Genomic DNA, 16,617 nt, shown 5'->3' on the forward strand with positions numbered 1-16,617 from the left:
ATCGGAGCCGCCCAGGCGTTCGACACATTGTCGAAGCGCTTCGACAACGCCCCCGTCGGCAGACGGCCGAACGCATCCCGGAGTCCGATCCCGATGAGCAATCCGCCGCCACGCTCACCCCTTCCGCCGTTCCGCGATCCGGCCAGGAAGCTGCCGGAGCGGATCGGCGATCTGCTCGACCAGCTGACTCCGGCCGAGAAGCTCGGCCTGCTGCACCAGCATCAGGCGGCCGTCCCGCGGCTGGGCCTCGCCTCCTTCCGGACCGGCACGGAGGCCCTGCACGGGGTTGCCTGGCTCGGCCCGGCGACGGTCTTCCCGCAGGCCGTCGGTCTGGCCGCCAGCTGGAATCCCGAACTGGTCCGCGCCGTCGGCTCCGCGGTCGGCGACGAGGTCCGCCGCTTCCATCACGAGGATCCGGCCGGCGTCGGCCTGAACGTCTGGGCCCCGGTCGTGAATCCGCTGCGCGATCCGCGCTGGGGACGCAACGAGGAGGGCTATTCGGAGGATCCGTGGCTCACCGGCGTACTGGCTGTCGCCTACGGGCGGGGCTTGACCGGCGACGTCGAGGGGACGCTGAAGACCGCGCCGACGCTCAAGCACTTCCTTGCCTACAACAACGAGACGGACCGCTGTACGACCTCCAGCAACCTGCCGCCGCGGGTGCTGCACGACTACGAGCTGCCGGCCTTCCGCGCGCCGATCGAGGCCGGCGCGGCGGTCGCGATGATGCCGTCGTACAACCTGGTGAACGGACGTCCGGCACACCTGAGCCCGCTGATCAACGAGCTGGTCCGGACCTGGACCGAGGACGACCTGCTGGTCGTCAGCGACGCGGGCGCCCCCGCGAACCTGGTCGAACTGCAGCGGTACTTCGGTGACAAGCCGACCGCGTACGCCGCGATGCTCAAGGCAGGCGTCGACAGCATCACCCAGGACGACAACGACGCGGGTCCGTCGATCCAGCTGCTGACCGAGGCACTGACCCAGGGCAAGCTGAGCGAAGCGGACATCGACCACGCGGTCAGGCACGCACTGGCGATCAGGTTCCGGCTGGGCGAGTTCGATCCGGCCGAGCTGAATCCGTACTCCTCCCCCGCGGCGGACGTGGTCGGCTGCCCCGCGCACCGCCAACTGGCCCAGGACGCCGCGAGGCAGTCCATCGTGCTGCTCAAGCACGAGTGCCAGGTACTGCCGTTGAGCGCCGAGACGACAAAGCGGGTCGCGGTCGTCGGGCCGCTCGCGGACACGCTGTTCGAGGACTGGTACTCGGGCACGCTCCCCTACCAAGTGACGGCTCGGGCCGGACTGATCGAACGGCTCGGCGCTGATGCCGTCGACTACTGCGAGGGCGTCGACCGGATCGAGCTGCGGACCAGCGCCGGCTGTCTCGGCGCCGGTCAGGACAAGTCGGTCAGGATCGGTGATACCGGTGCGTTCGATCTCTTCGACTGGGGCGGTGGGGCGTGGACGCTGCGATCGGTCGAGACCGGCTCCTACGTCACGGTGACCGATGCCGGCTCGCTCGTCGCCGATCACCCTGGTCCCAGCACGTGGGAGGTCAAGGAGACGTTCGAGCTGGTCGCGATCGGCGAGAGCACGTCCGTACTCCGGCATCGCAACAGCGGCCGTTTCGTCGAGCTGACGGACGGCGAGGCGATGGCGACTGCCGAAGAGGCGACGTCGGCGACCGTCTTCGAGATCGTCACCCTGATCGACGGCGCCGCCCGGGCCGCTGAGCTGGCGGCCGCCGCGGACGTCGCAATCGTTGTCGTGGGCAACCACCCGCTGGTGAACGGCCGGGAGACCGAGGACCGGGCCGAACTGGAACTGCCGGCCGCCCAGGACCGGCTGGTCCGCGCCGTGCACGCGGCCAACTCGCGAACCGTGCTGGTGATGTCGAGCAGCTACCCGTTTGCGGTCGAGTGGGCCGATCAGCACCTGCCCGCGCTGCTCTGGTCGGCCCACGGCGGTCAGGAGTACGGCCGGGCGCTTGCGGACGTACTGTTCGGCGACTCGGACCCGGCCGGCCGGCTGCCGCAGACGTGGTACCGATCGGCTGCCGACCTGCCGGATCTCCTCGACTACGACATCGTCGCCACCGACTCGACGTACCTGTACTTCCGTGGCCGCCCGCTCTATCCGTTCGGGCACGGCCTGAGCTACACGACCTTCACGTACTCCGGGCTGCGCCTGGACTCGCCCTCCGTACCGTCCGACGGTGAACTTCTGGTGAGCCTCACCGTCACGAACTCCGGAACCCGCTCCGGCCGCGAGGTCGTCCAGCTCTACACCCACCAGCAGCGATCCCGGGCCAAGCAGCCCCTGCGTCAGCTCCGGGATTTCCAGCAGGTCGCGCTGGCCCCCGGGGAGAGCGTCGAGGTGCAGTTCCGGCTCCAGGCCGCCGACCTCGGTTTCTGGGACGTCACCCGGAACCGGCGGTGCGTGGAGACGGCCCGGCACAGCGTGCTGATCGGGAGGTCCGCCACGGACACCCGGCTCACCGGATCCTTCGACGTCGCCGGGGAGTCGATCCCGCCGCGGGCGATCTTCACCGCTCCGGTCGCGGCGACGGCCTTCGACGAGTACTGCTCGATGACGATGACGGACACCACACCGGAGTACGGCGAGGCCGTTCGTTCGCTGGAGGCCGGCGCCTGGCTCGCCTTCGAGGACGTGGACCTGGCCGACGGCGCCGCCCGCTGCATCGCCCAGGTCGCCTCCGAACTGACGGCCGGCACGATCGAGCTGCGGCTGGACGACCCACTGCACGGTCTGCTGCTCGGCACTGTGCAGGTTCCGTCGACCGGCCATCGCCATACCTGGGTAGACAGCGACACCCCGCTCGCTGCGGCGAGCGGGGTGCACACCCTCTATGCGGTGTTCTCCACCGCATCCATCGGACTGGAGAGCCTCACCTTCGAACGGTGACGGTGAACCGCTCGCAAGTCCCTTCGACGACGCGGGCGGTCGCCTCGCCGTCGACCAGGGTCAGCTCGACGACCGCGGCCGTCCCCCCGTTCGGCCCGGGGAGACGGACGCGCGTCGACTGTCCCTCGGTGGGGACGTACCAGCACAGCTCGACACCGTCGGCCCAGTCGTAGTCCGGGCGGTCGTCGACGGCGCCGATCGCGATCACGGCGCCTTCACGGACCAGTACCGGCAAGCTGTCGAAGCCGTGCGTCTGGGTGACCCAACGGCTGCCGGCCAACTGCTCGCCGGTCAGCAGGTGGGTCCACGTGCCTTCGGGGAGGTAGAACCGGACCTCGCCGTCCTTGCTCATCACCGGTGCGACCAGCAGGTCGGGCCCGAGCATGTACTGGCGCTCGAGGTAGGCGACGCCGGGGTCCGCCGGGAACTCGAGCACCATCGGCCGCATCACCGGCGTACCGTCGGTGTGGGCCTCCTCGGCGACCCTCGCGAGGTAGGGCATCAGCGACATCTTCAGCTTGGTGAAACGACGCAGTACGTCGACAGCCTCCTCGTCGAACGCCCACGGCACCCGGTACGACCCCGAGCCGTGCAGCCTCGAGTGTGACGACAACAGCCCGAACGGCACCCAGCGCTTGAAGACCGCCGCATCCGGCGTTCCCTCGAAGCCGCCGATGTCGTGACTCCAGTAGCCGAAGCCTGACGACGCCAGCGACAGGCCGCCACGCAGCGACTCCGCCATCGCCTCGAAGGTCGACTCACAGTCGCCGCCCCAGTGCACCGGGAACTGCTGCCCGCCGACGGTCGCGGACCGTGCGAACAGGACGGCATCGCCAACGCCCCGGTTGTCCTCCAGCAGCCCGAACACCGCTTTGTTGTAGAGGTACGGGTAGTAGTTGTGCATCCGCTCCGGATCGGAGCCGTCGAACCAGGCCACGTCCTCGACCGGGATCCGTTCGCCGAAGTCGGTCTTGAAACAGTCCACCCCGAGGTCGATCAGGACCTGCAGCTTGGCCCGGAACCAAGCCGTCGCCGCCGGGTTGGTGAAGTCGACGATCGCCATCCCGGCCTGCCATTTGTCCCACTGCCAGACCGATCCGTCGGGCCGCTTGAGCAGATAGCCGAGCCGCCGGCCCTCTTCGAACAGGATCGACCGCTGCGCGATGTACGGGTTGATCCACAGGCTGATCCGCAGGCCGCGTTCCTTCAGCCGGGCCAGCATGCCGGCCGGATCCGGGAAGGCCTCCGGGTCCCAGACGAAGTCGCACCAGTGGAACTGCCGCATCCAGAAGCAGTCGAAGTGGAAGACGCTCAGCGGCAGGTCCCGCGACTCCATCCCGGCGACGAAACTGCTCGTCGTCTCCTCGGTGTAGTCGGTCGTGAAGGAGGTCGACAGCCACAGTCCCATCGACCACGCGGGCACCCGGGCGGGACGTCCGGTGAGGGCGGTGTAGCGGCGCAGTACGTCCTTGGGTTCTGGACCGCTGATGACGTAGTAGCTCAGCTCCTGTCCCTCGACGCTGAACTGATTGCGGGCCACCACCTCCGAGCCGACCTCGAACGAGACCTTCGCCGGGGTGTCCACCAGTACGCCGTACCCGGCACTGGTCAGGTAGAACGGCACGTTCTTGTACGCCTGTTCGCTCGACGTACCGCCATCGGCGTTCCAGATGTCGACGACCTGGCCGTTCTTCACCAGCGGGCCGAACCGTTCCCCGAGTCCGTAGACGGTCTCACCGACGCCGAGCGCGAGCTGCTCGTGCAGGTACTGCCGGCCGTCGGAGTCGGTGATCAGGCCGATGCTGCGGGCCGAGGAATCGGTCAGGGTCTTGCCGTCGCGTTCGAAGCGCAGATCCCAGGGCCCGTCGAGCCTGAGTACCGCGGTGAGGTCGGCACTGGTCAGCCGGGCGACCTCGTCGTCCACCTCGATCTTGACCGGATGATCGTCGTCGGCGGTCAGCTCGAAGGCGGGCCGTGGTGGCAGTCCCCCGCTGTGATGCTGGATCCGGACGCCGATCACGCCGGCCGCGGGCGAGCTGATGGTGACGGTGAAGAGGGGCTGGTTGAGGGTGTCCCCGCGGCCGATGATCTGCTTCGCGGGCGCATAGGCGACCAGCGACCGCTCCGTCGTCTCGACGCTCTCGACCGCGGCCGGGCGCAGCCGGGTCAGGCCGGGGCGAAGCTGCCAGTAGCCGTCTGTGAACTTCATCTACTGCCTCTCTACTTGACCGCGCCGGCGGTCACGCCGCGGGTCAGGGTGCGCTGGAAGATCAGGAAGAACACGACCGTCGGGAGCAGGCTGATCAGTGCCCCGGCGTTCGTGGTGGTGGCGTCCATCAGCCGGTCGCCCTGCAAGGAGGCGAGGGCGAGCGGAACGGTCTGGGTGCTGTTGTCGATCAGCATCACCAGCGGGATGAAGAACTCGTTCCAGGTCCAGATGAAGAAGAAGATCAGCAGCACCGACAACGTCGGCCGCACGGTCGGTACGACCACTCGCCACAAGGTGGTCCAGCGGCCGGCGCCGTCCAGCGCGGCGGCCTCCAGCAACGCCTTCGGGAAGGTGCCGAGCACGGACGCCAGCAGGTACGTCCCGAAGGCGCTCTGGATCACGGTGAAGATGATGATCACGCTGAGCCGGCTGTTGTAGAGGCCGAGCGTCTTCGCCATCGAGTACAGCGGGTAGACCAGCGCCTCCTGCGGGATCATGTTGGCCAGCAGGAAGAGCGCGACGATCCACATCCGGCCGCGGACCCGGCCGACGCCGAGCGCGTAGGCGTTCAGCAGCGACAGTACGACGCCGAGCACCGCGACCGAGCCGGAGATGATGATCGAGTTGAGCAGCTTGCCCCCGAAGTGCACCTGCTGCCAGTACGTCTTCAGGCCGTGCAGCTGGAACGACTCCGGCCACGCCAGCGGCCCGTTGCCCGAGTAGTCGGCGGGCGACTTGAAGGCGTTCATCACCATCACCGCGAACGGCACGAGCACCAGCGCAGCGGTGAGCACGACCAGCGCCAGTACTACCCAACGCGCCGCGCCCTGCTTGTACCGGTCGGGATCCTTCCGGGTCACCCGGCTTCGGGTCAGCGTCAGTGTCGTCATGACTCGGCCCTCCCCTGGACCTTCAGGAATCCGATGCTGACGGCAACGATCACCAGAGTCAGCGCGGTCGCCACGGCAGCGCCGTACCCGACCTGGAGCTTGTTGAAGAAGGCGTTGTAGGCGAAGTACGACGGCACCGTGGTCGCGTTGTTCGGACCGCCCCGGGTCAGTGCCCAGATCGGGCCGAACACCTTCAGCGCCGCGATCGTGCAGGTGAGGGTGACGACGAAGGTCTCCGGCCGGATCTGCGGCAGGGTGATTGCCTGGAACCGGCGGAACCAGCCGGCGCCGTCGATCTCAGCCGCCTCGTACAGGTCGGGGTCGACCCGCTGCAGCGCGGCCATGAAGATCACCACCGGGTAGCCGATCTGCACCCAGATCATCACCAGCATCACCATCGGCAACGCGGTCTTCGGATCGCCCAGCCAGTCGTGCTCACCCAGGCCGATCACCTTCCCGACGGCGTTGACGGCGCCGTCGGGACGCAACAGCCAGCCCCACAGGATGCCGGCCACGACGACCGGCAGTACCTGCGGCAGGTAGAAGGTGGCTCGCAGGAAGGAGGCCGTCTTCTGCCCGAACCGGCGGCCGATCACGTCGAACAACGTGGCCGACAGCACCAGCCCGATCAGCGTCGGGACCACCACCATCGCGATCACCATCGCCGCCGTGTTGCGGAACGACGTCCAGAAGACGTCGTCGTGCAGCAGCCGGTCGTAGTTGTCCAGCCCGACCCAGCGCGGATCGCCGATCCCCGACCACTTCGTCAGCGACAGGTACAGGTTGGCGCCGAACGGGACGGCGACGACGGCGGTGAAGGCGACGGCGCCGGGCAGCAGGTACCACCAGTAACCTGCCCTGCCCCGGGTCATCCGTTCTTGATTTCTTGGACACCCTGGTCGTAGGCCTTGCCGAGGTCGGCGAGCACCTGGTCAGGGTTCTTGGAGCCGTTGATCAGCGACTGGCCGCCGGCCACCAGCACGTCGTAGTACCCGGGGACCGGCCAGTCGGGGTAGAAGGCCAGGCCGTCGTCCTTGGTGATCGCGTCGAAGTTCGCGATCAGCTCCTTGTTCTTCGGGTCCGTCACCTTCGACAGGTCGGCCTTGACCGGGACGCCGCCGTTGTTGGCCATGATGGTCTGGATCTCCGGCCGCATGGTGATGTCGATGAAGTCGTAGGCGAGCTTCTTGTTCTTCGACTGCTCGGGGACGACCCACAGGTTGCCGGACGAGCCCGCGTTCAGCTTGTTGCCGGGGAACAGGAAGGTGCCCCAGTCGAACTTCTTGATCTCGCTCGCGAACCGGCCGTACCACCACGAGCCGCTGACGATCATCGGCGTCTTGCCCGCGATGAACGCGGTGCCCATGTCCTCGGCCTTGAGGCTGGCCGATTGCTTCGAGATGTAGCCCTTCTGGACCCAGTCGCGGAACGTGTCGGCGCCGTACTTGAGCGGGTCGGACTTGAAGTCGACGCTGCCCTTGTACAGCTGGTAGTTGTCGACGAACGAGCGGTCGGCCTTGGACAGCGCGAGCTCGTAGTACAGCTGACCGGCCGGGTACTCCGCGCCGGCCATGCCCAGCGGCGTGACCTTCTTCGCGACGAAGGTGTCCATCGCGGCGGTCAGCTCGTCGAGCGTCTTCGGCACGGCAACGCCGTACTGCTTGAAGAGGGCCTTGTTGTAGTAGACCATCACGTACTCGCCGTAGTTCGGGATGCCGTACCACTTGCCCGAGCCCATCACGCCCTTCTCGTCGTACCGGGCGGTGGTCTGCAGGCTGGGGCTGAGCGCCTTGTCCCAGCCGCGGCTCGCGGCCTCGTCGCTCAGGTCGGTGAGCAGCCCCTTGGAGCTGAGCAGGCCGGCGGTGGCGTTGCCCTTGTTGTACTCCATCAGATCCGGCGCCTGGTCGGAGCCGAGGATCATCGACGCGTTCTGCTGGATCTGCTCGAAGCCCTTGCGCTCGAACTGCACGCTGACGCCGGGGTGCTCGGTCTTGAACACCTCGATGGCCTTGTCCCAGGCCTTGCCCATCGCGCCGTTCGCGCTTTCGTAGTGCCACAGCTTGAGGGTGCCGGTGCCGGTGCCGGTGGCGCTGCCGCTCGCGCTGTCGTCGTCGCCGCTGCCGCAGCCGGCCAGGACGAGGGCTAGCGAGACGATCGCCGCCCCCACTGAGATCATGGTGCGGGGAGACCGCATGGGTGTACTCCTTTGAACGGGTGTCTGTCCGGTGGTTCCTCAGTCCGTCGTCGCGTTGCAGCGCGGCGACGGACACTCACTACTTGTTCTTGTTTCTTCTGGATTCGCCGGTGGTTCCGCGGACCTCCAGCACACAGGGCAACAGCTCTTGGTAGGTCGACGACGTGTCGCCGTCGGCGAGGCGCCGAAGCAGGACCCGGGTCGCGGCCGCGCCGACCGCCGCGCCCGGAGACGTCATCGCGGTCAGGGCCGGGCTGGCCAGATCGGCGACGGCCGCCGACGTCACCATCGACACGACCGACACGTCCCAGGGCACGTCGAGTGCCGCCTCGCGCAGTTCGGCCAGGATCCCGAGGGCCGCGTTCTCGTTCATCACCAGGACACCGGTCAGCCGCGGGCACAGCTCACGGGCGGTACCGATCGCCCGCCTGCCCCCGGTGGCGGTGTCCTCACTCGGCACCATCACGCCAGTGATCCCGTGCCGGGCCAGCGCCGCCTCGAATGCGGCGGCGGTTCTCTTCGCCGGCCCGTAACCGCCGGCCAGGCTGGCTTCCGAATGGTTGACGTAGGCAATCGTGTGGTGACCCAGTTCGACCAGGTGCGCGACCGCGTCGTCGACGGTCTGCTCGAAGTCGATGTCCACACTGGCGAGCCCGGTGGTGTCCCGCGTCCGGCCAATCAGCACGAACGACGCCTCCAGCTTGCGAAGCAGATCGACCCGCCGGTCCTCCAGCTGGACCTCCATCACCAGGAAGCCGTCCAGCAGCCGCTGAGTCGCCAGCGTCTGCAGCTCATCCGCGTCACCGGTGCCGACCGGACACAACATCAGGTGGTACCCGGCCTCCCGCGCCGCCTCGGTAGCCCCCGTGACGAACGCCGTCTCGGTCGCCCCCAGCCCACGCCCGGTGAGCGGCAGCAACAGCCCGATGATGTTGCTCCGCCGACTGGCCAGCCCACGCGCCATAGCGTTCGGCTGATACCCCAACTCAGCCATCGCCGCCAGCACCCGCTCCCGAGTCGCCTCGGAAATCGGCCGCGTCCCGGTCAGCACATAAGACACAGTGCTCACCGAAACCCCGGCAAGCCGGGCGACATCCGTCATCGTCGCCATCGCCACCCCTTCGGCCTCGTCGAAACGCTTCGACGAAGCGTTTCGACAAAAGGTAGGTCAGGACTTTCCAGCCGTCAACAGTTCGGGTTCAGGCGGGCAGGTAGGTGTTCAGGTAGTCGTTGCGGAATTTGCCGTTGGGGTCGTACTTGGCGGCGAGGGCGGTGAAGTCGGAGATTTTGGGGTAGCAGTCGCGGAGGGTGGTGGCGTCGACGGTGAAGACCTTGCCCCAGTGGGGGCGGGCGCCCAAGGGGAGCAGGGCTTCTTCGAGGGCGGCTACTACGGGGCGGACGGCTGGTTCGTCCTGGATCCAGGTGAAGTGGAGGGCTACGGTGTCGCGGCCCTGGCTGGGGCTGAGCCAGAGGTCGTCGGCGGCGATGGTACGGATTTCGGAGATTTGGATGACGGGGGCCAGGCGTTGGCCCAGGGCCTTCAGTTCCTCGAAGGCCTGGGGGGCGGCTGCTCGCGGGACGAAGAACTCGGACTGGAGTTCTTCGCCGTTGCTGGGGGTGAACTCCAGGCGGAAGTGCGGGAGGCGCTCGTTCCAGGGGCCGGCCACGCCGCCTTGCTGGGTGGCGAAGTCGGCGGGCATCGCTTTGATCGGATGGCGGGCGCCGTCGGCGATCCGGGCTCCCAGCCAGGACGGTTCGTACGGCGTACCGGCGAGCATCTTGCGCCACACCATCACGTCCGGGTCGACCCAGTCGGTGAAGGCGCTCACGCTGTAGGCGCTCGAGAAGATCTCCTCGAAGTCCGTACCGAGGCGCGCGACCGGCAGGCCGTCGTACACGACCTGGCTGATCTCGTACGACGGTTGCGTCTCGAGCTCCAGCTCGACGGTCACCCCGAGAGCGCCGAGCGAGACGATCGCGCCGGGGAAGTCCGGGTCGTCGCGGGTGAGCGTGACGAGTTCGCCGTCGGCGGCGATGAAGGTGGTGCTGGTGACAGCGGCCGCGAGGGTGCGGTTGGCGTCGCCCGAACCGTGCGTACCGGTCGCGCAGGCGCCCGCGACGGAGATGTGCGGCAGTGAGCCGAGATTGTGCAGCGCCCGGCCCTCGTCCTGCAGGTACGCCGTCACCTCCCCGTACCGCAGGCCGGCCGCGATCGTGACGGTGTCGTCCGCCTCGAGAGCCGCGATCCTCGGCAGCGCGGCCACCGAGACCAGTGTGCCGTCGGTGTCCGCGATCCGGTTGAACGAGTGCCCGCTGCCGAGCACCCGGACGCGCTCCGACAACCGCACCAGCTCCTGCATCTCCGCCACCGTGCGCGGCGACCGGACCTCCGCCGAGAAGGTGATGTTGCCTGCCCAGTTCTTCGTCATGCGCCTCACGCCCTTCGCTCGTCTGCCTGAGAGCCTTCCATACCGCCTCGGATAGGTTGATCCGCATGCCCTCTGAAGCCATTGCCTTGTCCCAGGAGCTGTCCGCCACCGCCGCCGAGGCTGCCCGGCTGGTGGCCGACGATCTGCGCACCGCTTTCCGCGGTGGCATGGACGTCGAGTTCAAGCGCGACAAGCACGACCCGGTGACCGTGCACGACCGCCGGGCCGAGGCGGCGATCTCGGAGCTGCTCACCAAGCGCTTCCCGGGCAGCACCGTCGTCGGTGAGGAGGACGGCGCCCACGAGGGCTCCGGCGAGGTCACCTGGTACGTCGACCCGATCGACGGTACGGCGAACTTCGCGCGCGGACTCGCCTTCTTCTGTACGTCGATCGGCGCGGTCCTCGACGGCCGGATCGTGGCCGGCGCGATTCTCGACCCGATGGCGGGCAACCTCTTCACCGCCGACCTGTCCGGGGCCTGGCTGAACGGCAACATCCTCCGCTCGTCCGGCCCCCGCGACGAGGCCGAGGCGACCATTCTCACCAGCTATCCCAGCGCGCGGGACGTGGCAGAGGACGGCGCGGAAGGCCTGGCCGCCTTCGGTGAGCTCGTGTCGGCGTACGGCACCCTGCGGCGGCCGGGCAGCGCAGCCCTCAGCCTTGCCCACGTCGCGGCCGGCTGGGTCGATGCGACGGTCGGCTTCTCGGTCAGCGCCTGGGACATCTGCGCGGGCCAGCTCCTCGTCCAGCAGGCCGGTGGAACCTATCTCCCGTTCGGCGCGTCTGGATGGAACCAGCCGCACTACGCGGCCTACACCCCGGACCTTGACCCGGCCGGCCTGAAACACTTCCTGGCAGCTTCCCAGAAGTAATATCGAAAGGAACCATCTTGCGTTTCACCAAGTTCACCGCCCTCGGACTGGCCGCGGTACTGGCCGGCGGAACCGCCGTCACGGTCGCGCTCAAGGGAGCCGACAGCTCCCAGGCCGCCACCCAGGCCACGGCTGCCACAACCGCGATCAGCTGCAGCACCACGCTCGGCGGCAGGGACTTCTACGACGGCCCGTCCGCGTCGAAGATGTACAACGACCGCTTCAGCGTCAGCGCCGCCGTGCCGAACCTGAGCAAGTACACGCCGCAGGGCATCGGCACCTGGTGGAACTGGGACGGCTCGAAGGACCTGCTGCTCGTCACGGCCTACCGCTCGGGCGCGAACTCGCAGATCATCGGGATCGACCCGGCCACCAACAAGACGGTCGGCGTCGTCGCGATCGCCGCCACCCATGGCGGCGGGATCACCACCAGCAACGGCTGGGCCTTCGTGCAGGGCAGCACCAACGGCATCCGCAAGTACAAGCTGTCCACGCTGAAGACCGCGATGAAGGCGGCCGGCACGCCGTACGTCAAGGCGGTCGGCGCGGAGCGCAAGGTGTACGGCGCGTCGTTCCTGACCAGCTACGGCGGCTACGTCTGGTCCGGCAAGTTCAACGACAAGGGCCGCGACAAGATGTACCAGTACAAGATCAACAGCAACGGCTCGCTGACCACGATCAACAAGGCGTGGGAGGTGCCGACCAAGACGCAAGGCCTGCTCGTCACCGGCACCCACTTCGTCTTCAGCACCTCGTACGGCCGGACCAACCGCAGCAACCTGTACGTCGTCCGCCGCGGCCAGCCCGACCTGGACAAGGCCAAGCTGAAGTGCTTCCGGGCACCCAGCATGTCCGAGGGCATCACCGAGTACGGCGGCCGCGCCTACCTCGTCTTCGAGTCCGGCTCGCACCTGTACGCCGGTGACCCGAAGACCCTGAACGTGATCAAGAACTTGCACAAGGCAACGATCAGCTCGCTCACCAAGCTCGCCTGACGACACCTGGTCAAATCCCCGGCCGGCGGTCGGGCGCATGGTTTGATGACCAGCGCCCGACCTCCCGGTGATCAAGGAGTACCAGCGCGTCATGATCGTCTCGTTCGGGATCGCGGGCCTCTGGTTCGCCCTGTTCCTGTTCACCTGGATCCGCGACCGGAGGGTGCTGCGCAACGGCGTGTACCTGGTACTGACGATCATGTTTGCCGGGATCGGGACGGTCTTCGCGCTCGACGCGGTGTCGGGCACGGCCGCGCGGCTGCTCGTCGTCGCCGTGCTGGTGGCGATTCCGGTGATCATCTTCGTGCTCGCGATCTTCCTCACCGTCAACGGGGTGACGATGTGGAAGCGGGAGGGCCATCGGCCGGCCAACCTGCTCTCGCTCGCGGCCGGGCTGGGCATCATCGGGTATGTCGTCTTCAACCTGATCGTGACGCAGTGGTCGTCGCCCAAGGTGGATGTGGTCCAGTCGACGCTGCTGCTCGCGCTGACCTACATCTCGTTCCTGTTCGTCTGCTTTCTCGCGTACTCGTTCGTGTACGCCCGGATCCGCGGCTCCCGCAAGGTCGACTTCATCGTCGTCCTCGGCTCGGGCCTGCGCGGCAGCCGGGTCCCACCGCTGCTGGCGAGCCGGCTCGACCGCGCGCAGCTCACCTGGGAACGAGCCCGCGCCAAGGGCCGCTCGCCGATGCTGATCACGTCGGGCGGCCAGGGCCCGGGTGAGGACATGCCCGAGTCGCACGCGATGGCGAAGTACCTGGTCGACAAGGGCGTACCAGCTGACCAGATCCTGCTCGAGGACCGGTCGACCTCGACGTTCGAGAACCTGACGTTCAGCCGCGAGATCATGTACGACCTCAACCCGAAGTACCGGTGCCTGATCGTCACCAACAACTACCACGCGCTGCGCGCCGCCTTCACCGCCCGCAAGGCGAAGGTCAACGGCCAGGTCCTCGGCTCCCCCACCGCCGCCTACTTCTGGCCCAGTGCGACCATCCGCGAATTCGCCGCCGTCCTGCTCGACCACAAATGGATCAACGGCATCATCCTCGGCCCGATCTTCCTCAGTGGCCTGGCCAAGCTGATCTTTTGACCACTCACAGCATGATGACGGCCGCGATGATGCCGGCCAGTACGACGAGGATTCTGAGCAGGGTCGGCGGGAGCACCCGGCCGAGGTGCGAGCCGGTGTAGCCGCCCACGATGGAGCCGATCGCCAGCAGTCCGGCGACGGTGTAGTCGATGTCGGCGACGAAGACGAAGATCAGGCCGGCGACCACGTTCGCGGCCAGCAGGGCCAGGGTTTTCAGGGCGTTGACGACGCGGAGATCCAGGTCGAGGCCGAGGCTGAGGACGGCCATCATCATCACCCCGGCGCCGGCGCCGAAGTACCCGCCGTAGACGCCGGTCAGCGTCGCGAAGACGATCGTCGCGGGTGACATGGCGGTCCGCGGCACGTGCTCGGAGATGTTGCGGGCGCGCAGCCAGCGGGAGATCCAGGGCTGGGCGCCGACGAGCAAGCAGGTGAAGAGGATCAACCACGGCACGATCGACTCGAAGACACCAGGCGGCAGGGCCAGCAGCAGTACGGCACCGCCGACGGCGCCGATCGCGCAGGCCACCATGACAAGCCTGCTCACCCGCGGTTGCTCGCGCAACTCCCGTCGATAGCCGAGCGAGCCGCCGAGCGCGGCAGGGATCAGGCCCACGGTGTTCGACACGTTGGCGACCACTGGCGGGATCCCGAGCGCGATCAGCACCGGAAAGCTCAGCAGCGACGCGACACCGACCGTCGAGGTCAGCACGCCGGCGCCGAACCCAGTGGCGATGATCCCAAGATGCTCCGCCCCCGTCACAACTCCTCACGCAACTCGCCCGACCCACGATGTGGCCGGAGCACGTCCTCACGGACATCGCCCGACCCGCGATGCGGCGGCGGTGCATCCTCGCGGAGATCGCGCGACTCACGATGTGGCCGCGGGACGTCTTCGCGGAGTAGGGCTACGTCGCTGACCAGTAGGACGTGTTCGTGCATGGCCGCGGCTGCTGCTTGGGGATCGCTCGCGAGGATCGCGTCGGCTATTCGTTGGTGGCCGGCCAGGGACTCGCGGGGGCGACCAGGTTGAGACAGCGACTCCAGCCGGGTCTCCTTGATCAGGTCCTCGAGGGCGCCCATCATCTGGGCGAGCAACTCGGATCGGGCCGCTCGCGTGACGGCTCCGTGGAAGAGTTCGTCGCCTTCGACTCCACGTCCACCGGCTGTGATGTCGCGTTCCATCTCCTCCAGGGCGGCGCGGATGGCCGCAAGGTCAGCGTCGGTACGCCGTACCGCTGCCAGCGCCGCAAGCTTCGACTCCAGCGCATCCCGCGCCTCGATGATCTCCGGCAGCCGGTCCGCATGCGCGCGGATGGCGTCGATCACCGCACCCGTCCGCGCCCGATCAGTCAGCACGGTCCCGTCGCCGTGCCGGACGACCACCACGCCGATCACCTCCAGCGCGACCAGCGCCTGGCTCAGCGTCGCCCGGCTCACCCCCAGCCGGACGGCAAGCTCCCGCTCCGGCGGCAACCGATCACCCGCGCGCAGACCGTTCGACGCGATCCACGCGGTGATCTGCTCCGCGACCTGCTCGTACAGCCGCGTTCGTAGTACCGGGCGGGGGAAATCGTCTGCCATGACAGAGAGCTTATTGACAATTGGGTCATTGAGCTATTGGCTAGGCCAGTGATCCACCTCAAGCGTTAGCTCTACTTCCGCCCCGGAGACAAGGACCACCACCATGGGACCAGAGTGGGTAGCGATCCTCGCGCTCGTCGCGTTGTTCGTGCTGGGCACGTTGCTGCCGATCAACATGGGCGCGCTCGCGTACGTCGCGGCGTGGCTGGTCGGGATGTACTCGCTGCACCTGAGCGAGAAGGAGATCCTGGCCGGCGTCAGCGGCGATCTCGTCCTGACCCTGATCGGCGTCACGTACCTGTTCGCGATCGCCAAGAACAACGGAACCGTCGACCTGATAGTCAGTAGCGCGGTGAAGGCCGTCGGGGGCCGGGTCGCGCTGATCCCGTGGGTGATGTTCGCCGTCACCGCGTTGCTGACCGCGATCGGCGCGGCCAGCCCGGCCGCCTGCGCGATCATCGGGCCGATCGCGCTCGGGTTCGCCGGGAAGTACAAGATCAATCCGTTGATGATGGGCATGTTCGTCGTGCACGGCGCGCAGGGCGGTGGGTTCTCGCCGATCAGCATCTACGGCACCATCACCAACTCGGTGATGGAGCAGAACAACCTGCCGTCCAGTGAGCTGACCGTCTTCCTGGCCAGCCTCGCGGTCAACCTGGTGATGGCCGCGATCCTCTTCGTCCTGTTCGGCGGCCGCAAACTGATGGCCCAGCGCGTCGACCCGAACGAACCCGACACGCTCGCCGACGACCTGCACCGCGGCGGCGCCACAGTACCCGCGCGAGGAACCGGTACCTCCGCCCCGACTGGGACGCAGGCTCTCGGCGTACGCCGGGATCAGGTGCTGACGCTGGTCGCGTTCGTCGGGGTCGCCGTCGTCGCGCTGGCCTTCGACAAGAACATCGGCTTCGTCTCGATCACGGCCGCGGTCATCCTGGCGATGCTCGCGCCCAAGGAGCACAAGGACGCGGTTCGCCAGATCGCCTGGCCGACCGTGCTGCTCGTCGCCGGTGTCAGCACCTACGCCGCGATCCTGACCAAGGCTGGCTCGCCCGAGTTCGTCGGCAAGTGGGCGGCCGGGCTCGGCGCCGCGGCGATCGGTGCGCTGATCCTCTGTTACGTCGGCGGGGTGGTCTCGGCGTTCGCTTCGTCGACCGCGTTGCTGCCGGTGATCATCCCGATCGCCGTGCCGTTGATCGCGAACGGCGGCATCCACGCCGGCTTCTTCGTGGCGGCGCTGGCGATCGCGTCGACCATTGTCGACGTCAGCCCGTTCTCGACCAATGGCGCGCTGATGCTCGCGAACAAGCCGGACTCGATCTCGGAACCCGTGTACTACAAGCAGATTCTCCTCTACAGCACGATCGTCGTGGTGGTCGGACCGCTGCTCGTCTGGGCCGCCCTCGTGCTCCCGGGCTGGTGA

At 67.8% G+C, this 16,617-nt stretch carries 13 protein-coding genes; 5 read left to right on the top strand and 8 right to left on the bottom strand.

Features of this window, described 5'->3' with window-relative positions; all coding sequences use genetic code 11:
* Nucleotides 1–93: 93 nt before the first annotated feature.
* Nucleotides 94–2,928 (top strand): glycoside hydrolase family 3 C-terminal domain-containing protein, encoded by a 2,835-nt coding sequence (locus ACIA12_RS16450; protein ID WP_396367806.1) that lies wholly within the window; start codon nucleotides 94–96, stop codon nucleotides 2,926–2,928.
* On the opposite strand, the gene yicI is transcribed toward ACIA12_RS16450, so the two are convergent.
* The 6 genes from yicI to ACIA12_RS16480 all read right to left on the bottom strand — a co-directional run bounded on the left by yicI (nucleotide 2,912) and on the right by ACIA12_RS16480 (nucleotide 10,650).
* A complete protein-coding gene (gene yicI, locus ACIA12_RS16455; RefSeq protein WP_396367807.1) occupies nucleotides 2,912–5,137 on the bottom strand; it encodes an alpha-xylosidase in 2,226 nt (741 codons plus the stop codon). The genes ACIA12_RS16450 and yicI overlap by 17 nt on opposite strands.
* 11 nt (nucleotides 5,138–5,148) lie before the next feature.
* Complete coding sequence (locus tag ACIA12_RS16460; RefSeq protein ID WP_396367808.1) at nucleotides 5,149–6,027, bottom strand: carbohydrate ABC transporter permease; 879 nt, start codon at nucleotides 6,025–6,027, stop codon at nucleotides 5,149–5,151.
* Nucleotides 6,024–6,899 (bottom strand): carbohydrate ABC transporter permease, encoded by an 876-nt coding sequence (locus ACIA12_RS16465; protein ID WP_396367809.1) that lies wholly within the window; start codon nucleotides 6,897–6,899, stop codon nucleotides 6,024–6,026. Before ACIA12_RS16465 ends, ACIA12_RS16460 begins: the two co-directional genes overlap by 4 nt.
* Nucleotides 6,896–8,221, bottom strand: coding sequence for an ABC transporter substrate-binding protein (locus tag ACIA12_RS16470; protein ID WP_396367810.1), 1,326 nt, complete (start codon nucleotides 8,219–8,221; stop codon nucleotides 6,896–6,898). The genes ACIA12_RS16465 and ACIA12_RS16470 overlap by 4 nt, the downstream gene beginning before the upstream one ends.
* 79 nt (nucleotides 8,222–8,300) lie before the next feature.
* Nucleotides 8,301–9,332: a LacI family DNA-binding transcriptional regulator gene (locus ACIA12_RS16475; protein WP_396367811.1), complete on the bottom strand. Its 1,032-nt coding sequence runs from the start codon at nucleotides 9,330–9,332 to the stop codon at nucleotides 8,301–8,303.
* A gap of 88 nt (nucleotides 9,333–9,420) precedes the next feature.
* On the bottom strand, nucleotides 9,421–10,650 hold the full coding sequence (locus ACIA12_RS16480) for a D-arabinono-1,4-lactone oxidase (RefSeq protein WP_396367813.1): 1,230 nt from the start codon (nucleotides 10,648–10,650) through the stop codon (nucleotides 9,421–9,423).
* Nucleotides 10,651–10,715: 65 nt separating this feature from the next.
* Here ACIA12_RS16480 and ACIA12_RS16485 point away from each other — a divergent pair, with 65 nt between their 5' ends.
* The 3 genes from ACIA12_RS16485 (at nucleotide 10,716) to ACIA12_RS16495 (ending at nucleotide 13,610) form a co-directional block, all read left to right on the top strand.
* On the top strand, nucleotides 10,716–11,522 hold the full coding sequence (locus ACIA12_RS16485) for an inositol monophosphatase family protein (protein WP_396367815.1): 807 nt from the start codon (nucleotides 10,716–10,718) through the stop codon (nucleotides 11,520–11,522).
* A gap of 17 nt (nucleotides 11,523–11,539) precedes the next feature.
* Nucleotides 11,540–12,517, top strand: a complete 978-nt coding sequence (locus ACIA12_RS16490; protein ID WP_396367816.1) for a hypothetical protein — start codon at nucleotides 11,540–11,542, stop codon at nucleotides 12,515–12,517.
* A 91-nt stretch (nucleotides 12,518–12,608) separates the two neighbouring features.
* A complete protein-coding gene (locus ACIA12_RS16495; RefSeq protein WP_396367817.1) occupies nucleotides 12,609–13,610 on the top strand; it encodes a YdcF family protein in 1,002 nt (333 codons plus the stop codon).
* Between the two features lie 4 nt (nucleotides 13,611–13,614).
* Here ACIA12_RS16495 and ACIA12_RS16500 read toward each other — a convergent pair whose 3' ends face one another.
* Entirely contained in the window at nucleotides 13,615–14,373 is a 759-nt protein-coding gene (locus tag ACIA12_RS16500) for a sulfite exporter TauE/SafE family protein (RefSeq protein ID WP_396367818.1), read from the bottom strand.
* Nucleotides 14,370–15,194 (bottom strand): FadR/GntR family transcriptional regulator, encoded by an 825-nt coding sequence (locus ACIA12_RS16505; RefSeq protein ID WP_396367819.1) that lies wholly within the window; start codon nucleotides 15,192–15,194, stop codon nucleotides 14,370–14,372. The genes ACIA12_RS16500 and ACIA12_RS16505 overlap by 4 nt, the downstream gene beginning before the upstream one ends.
* Before the next feature lie 103 nt (nucleotides 15,195–15,297).
* On the opposite strand from ACIA12_RS16505, the gene ACIA12_RS16510 reads away from it, so the two are divergent.
* A complete protein-coding gene (locus ACIA12_RS16510) occupies nucleotides 15,298–16,617 on the top strand; it encodes an SLC13 family permease (RefSeq protein ID WP_396367821.1) in 1,320 nt (439 codons plus the stop codon).

Source organism: Kribbella sp. NPDC051620, assembly GCF_044453825.1.
Taxonomy (GTDB): Bacteria; Actinomycetota; Actinomycetes; order Propionibacteriales; family Kribbellaceae; genus Kribbella.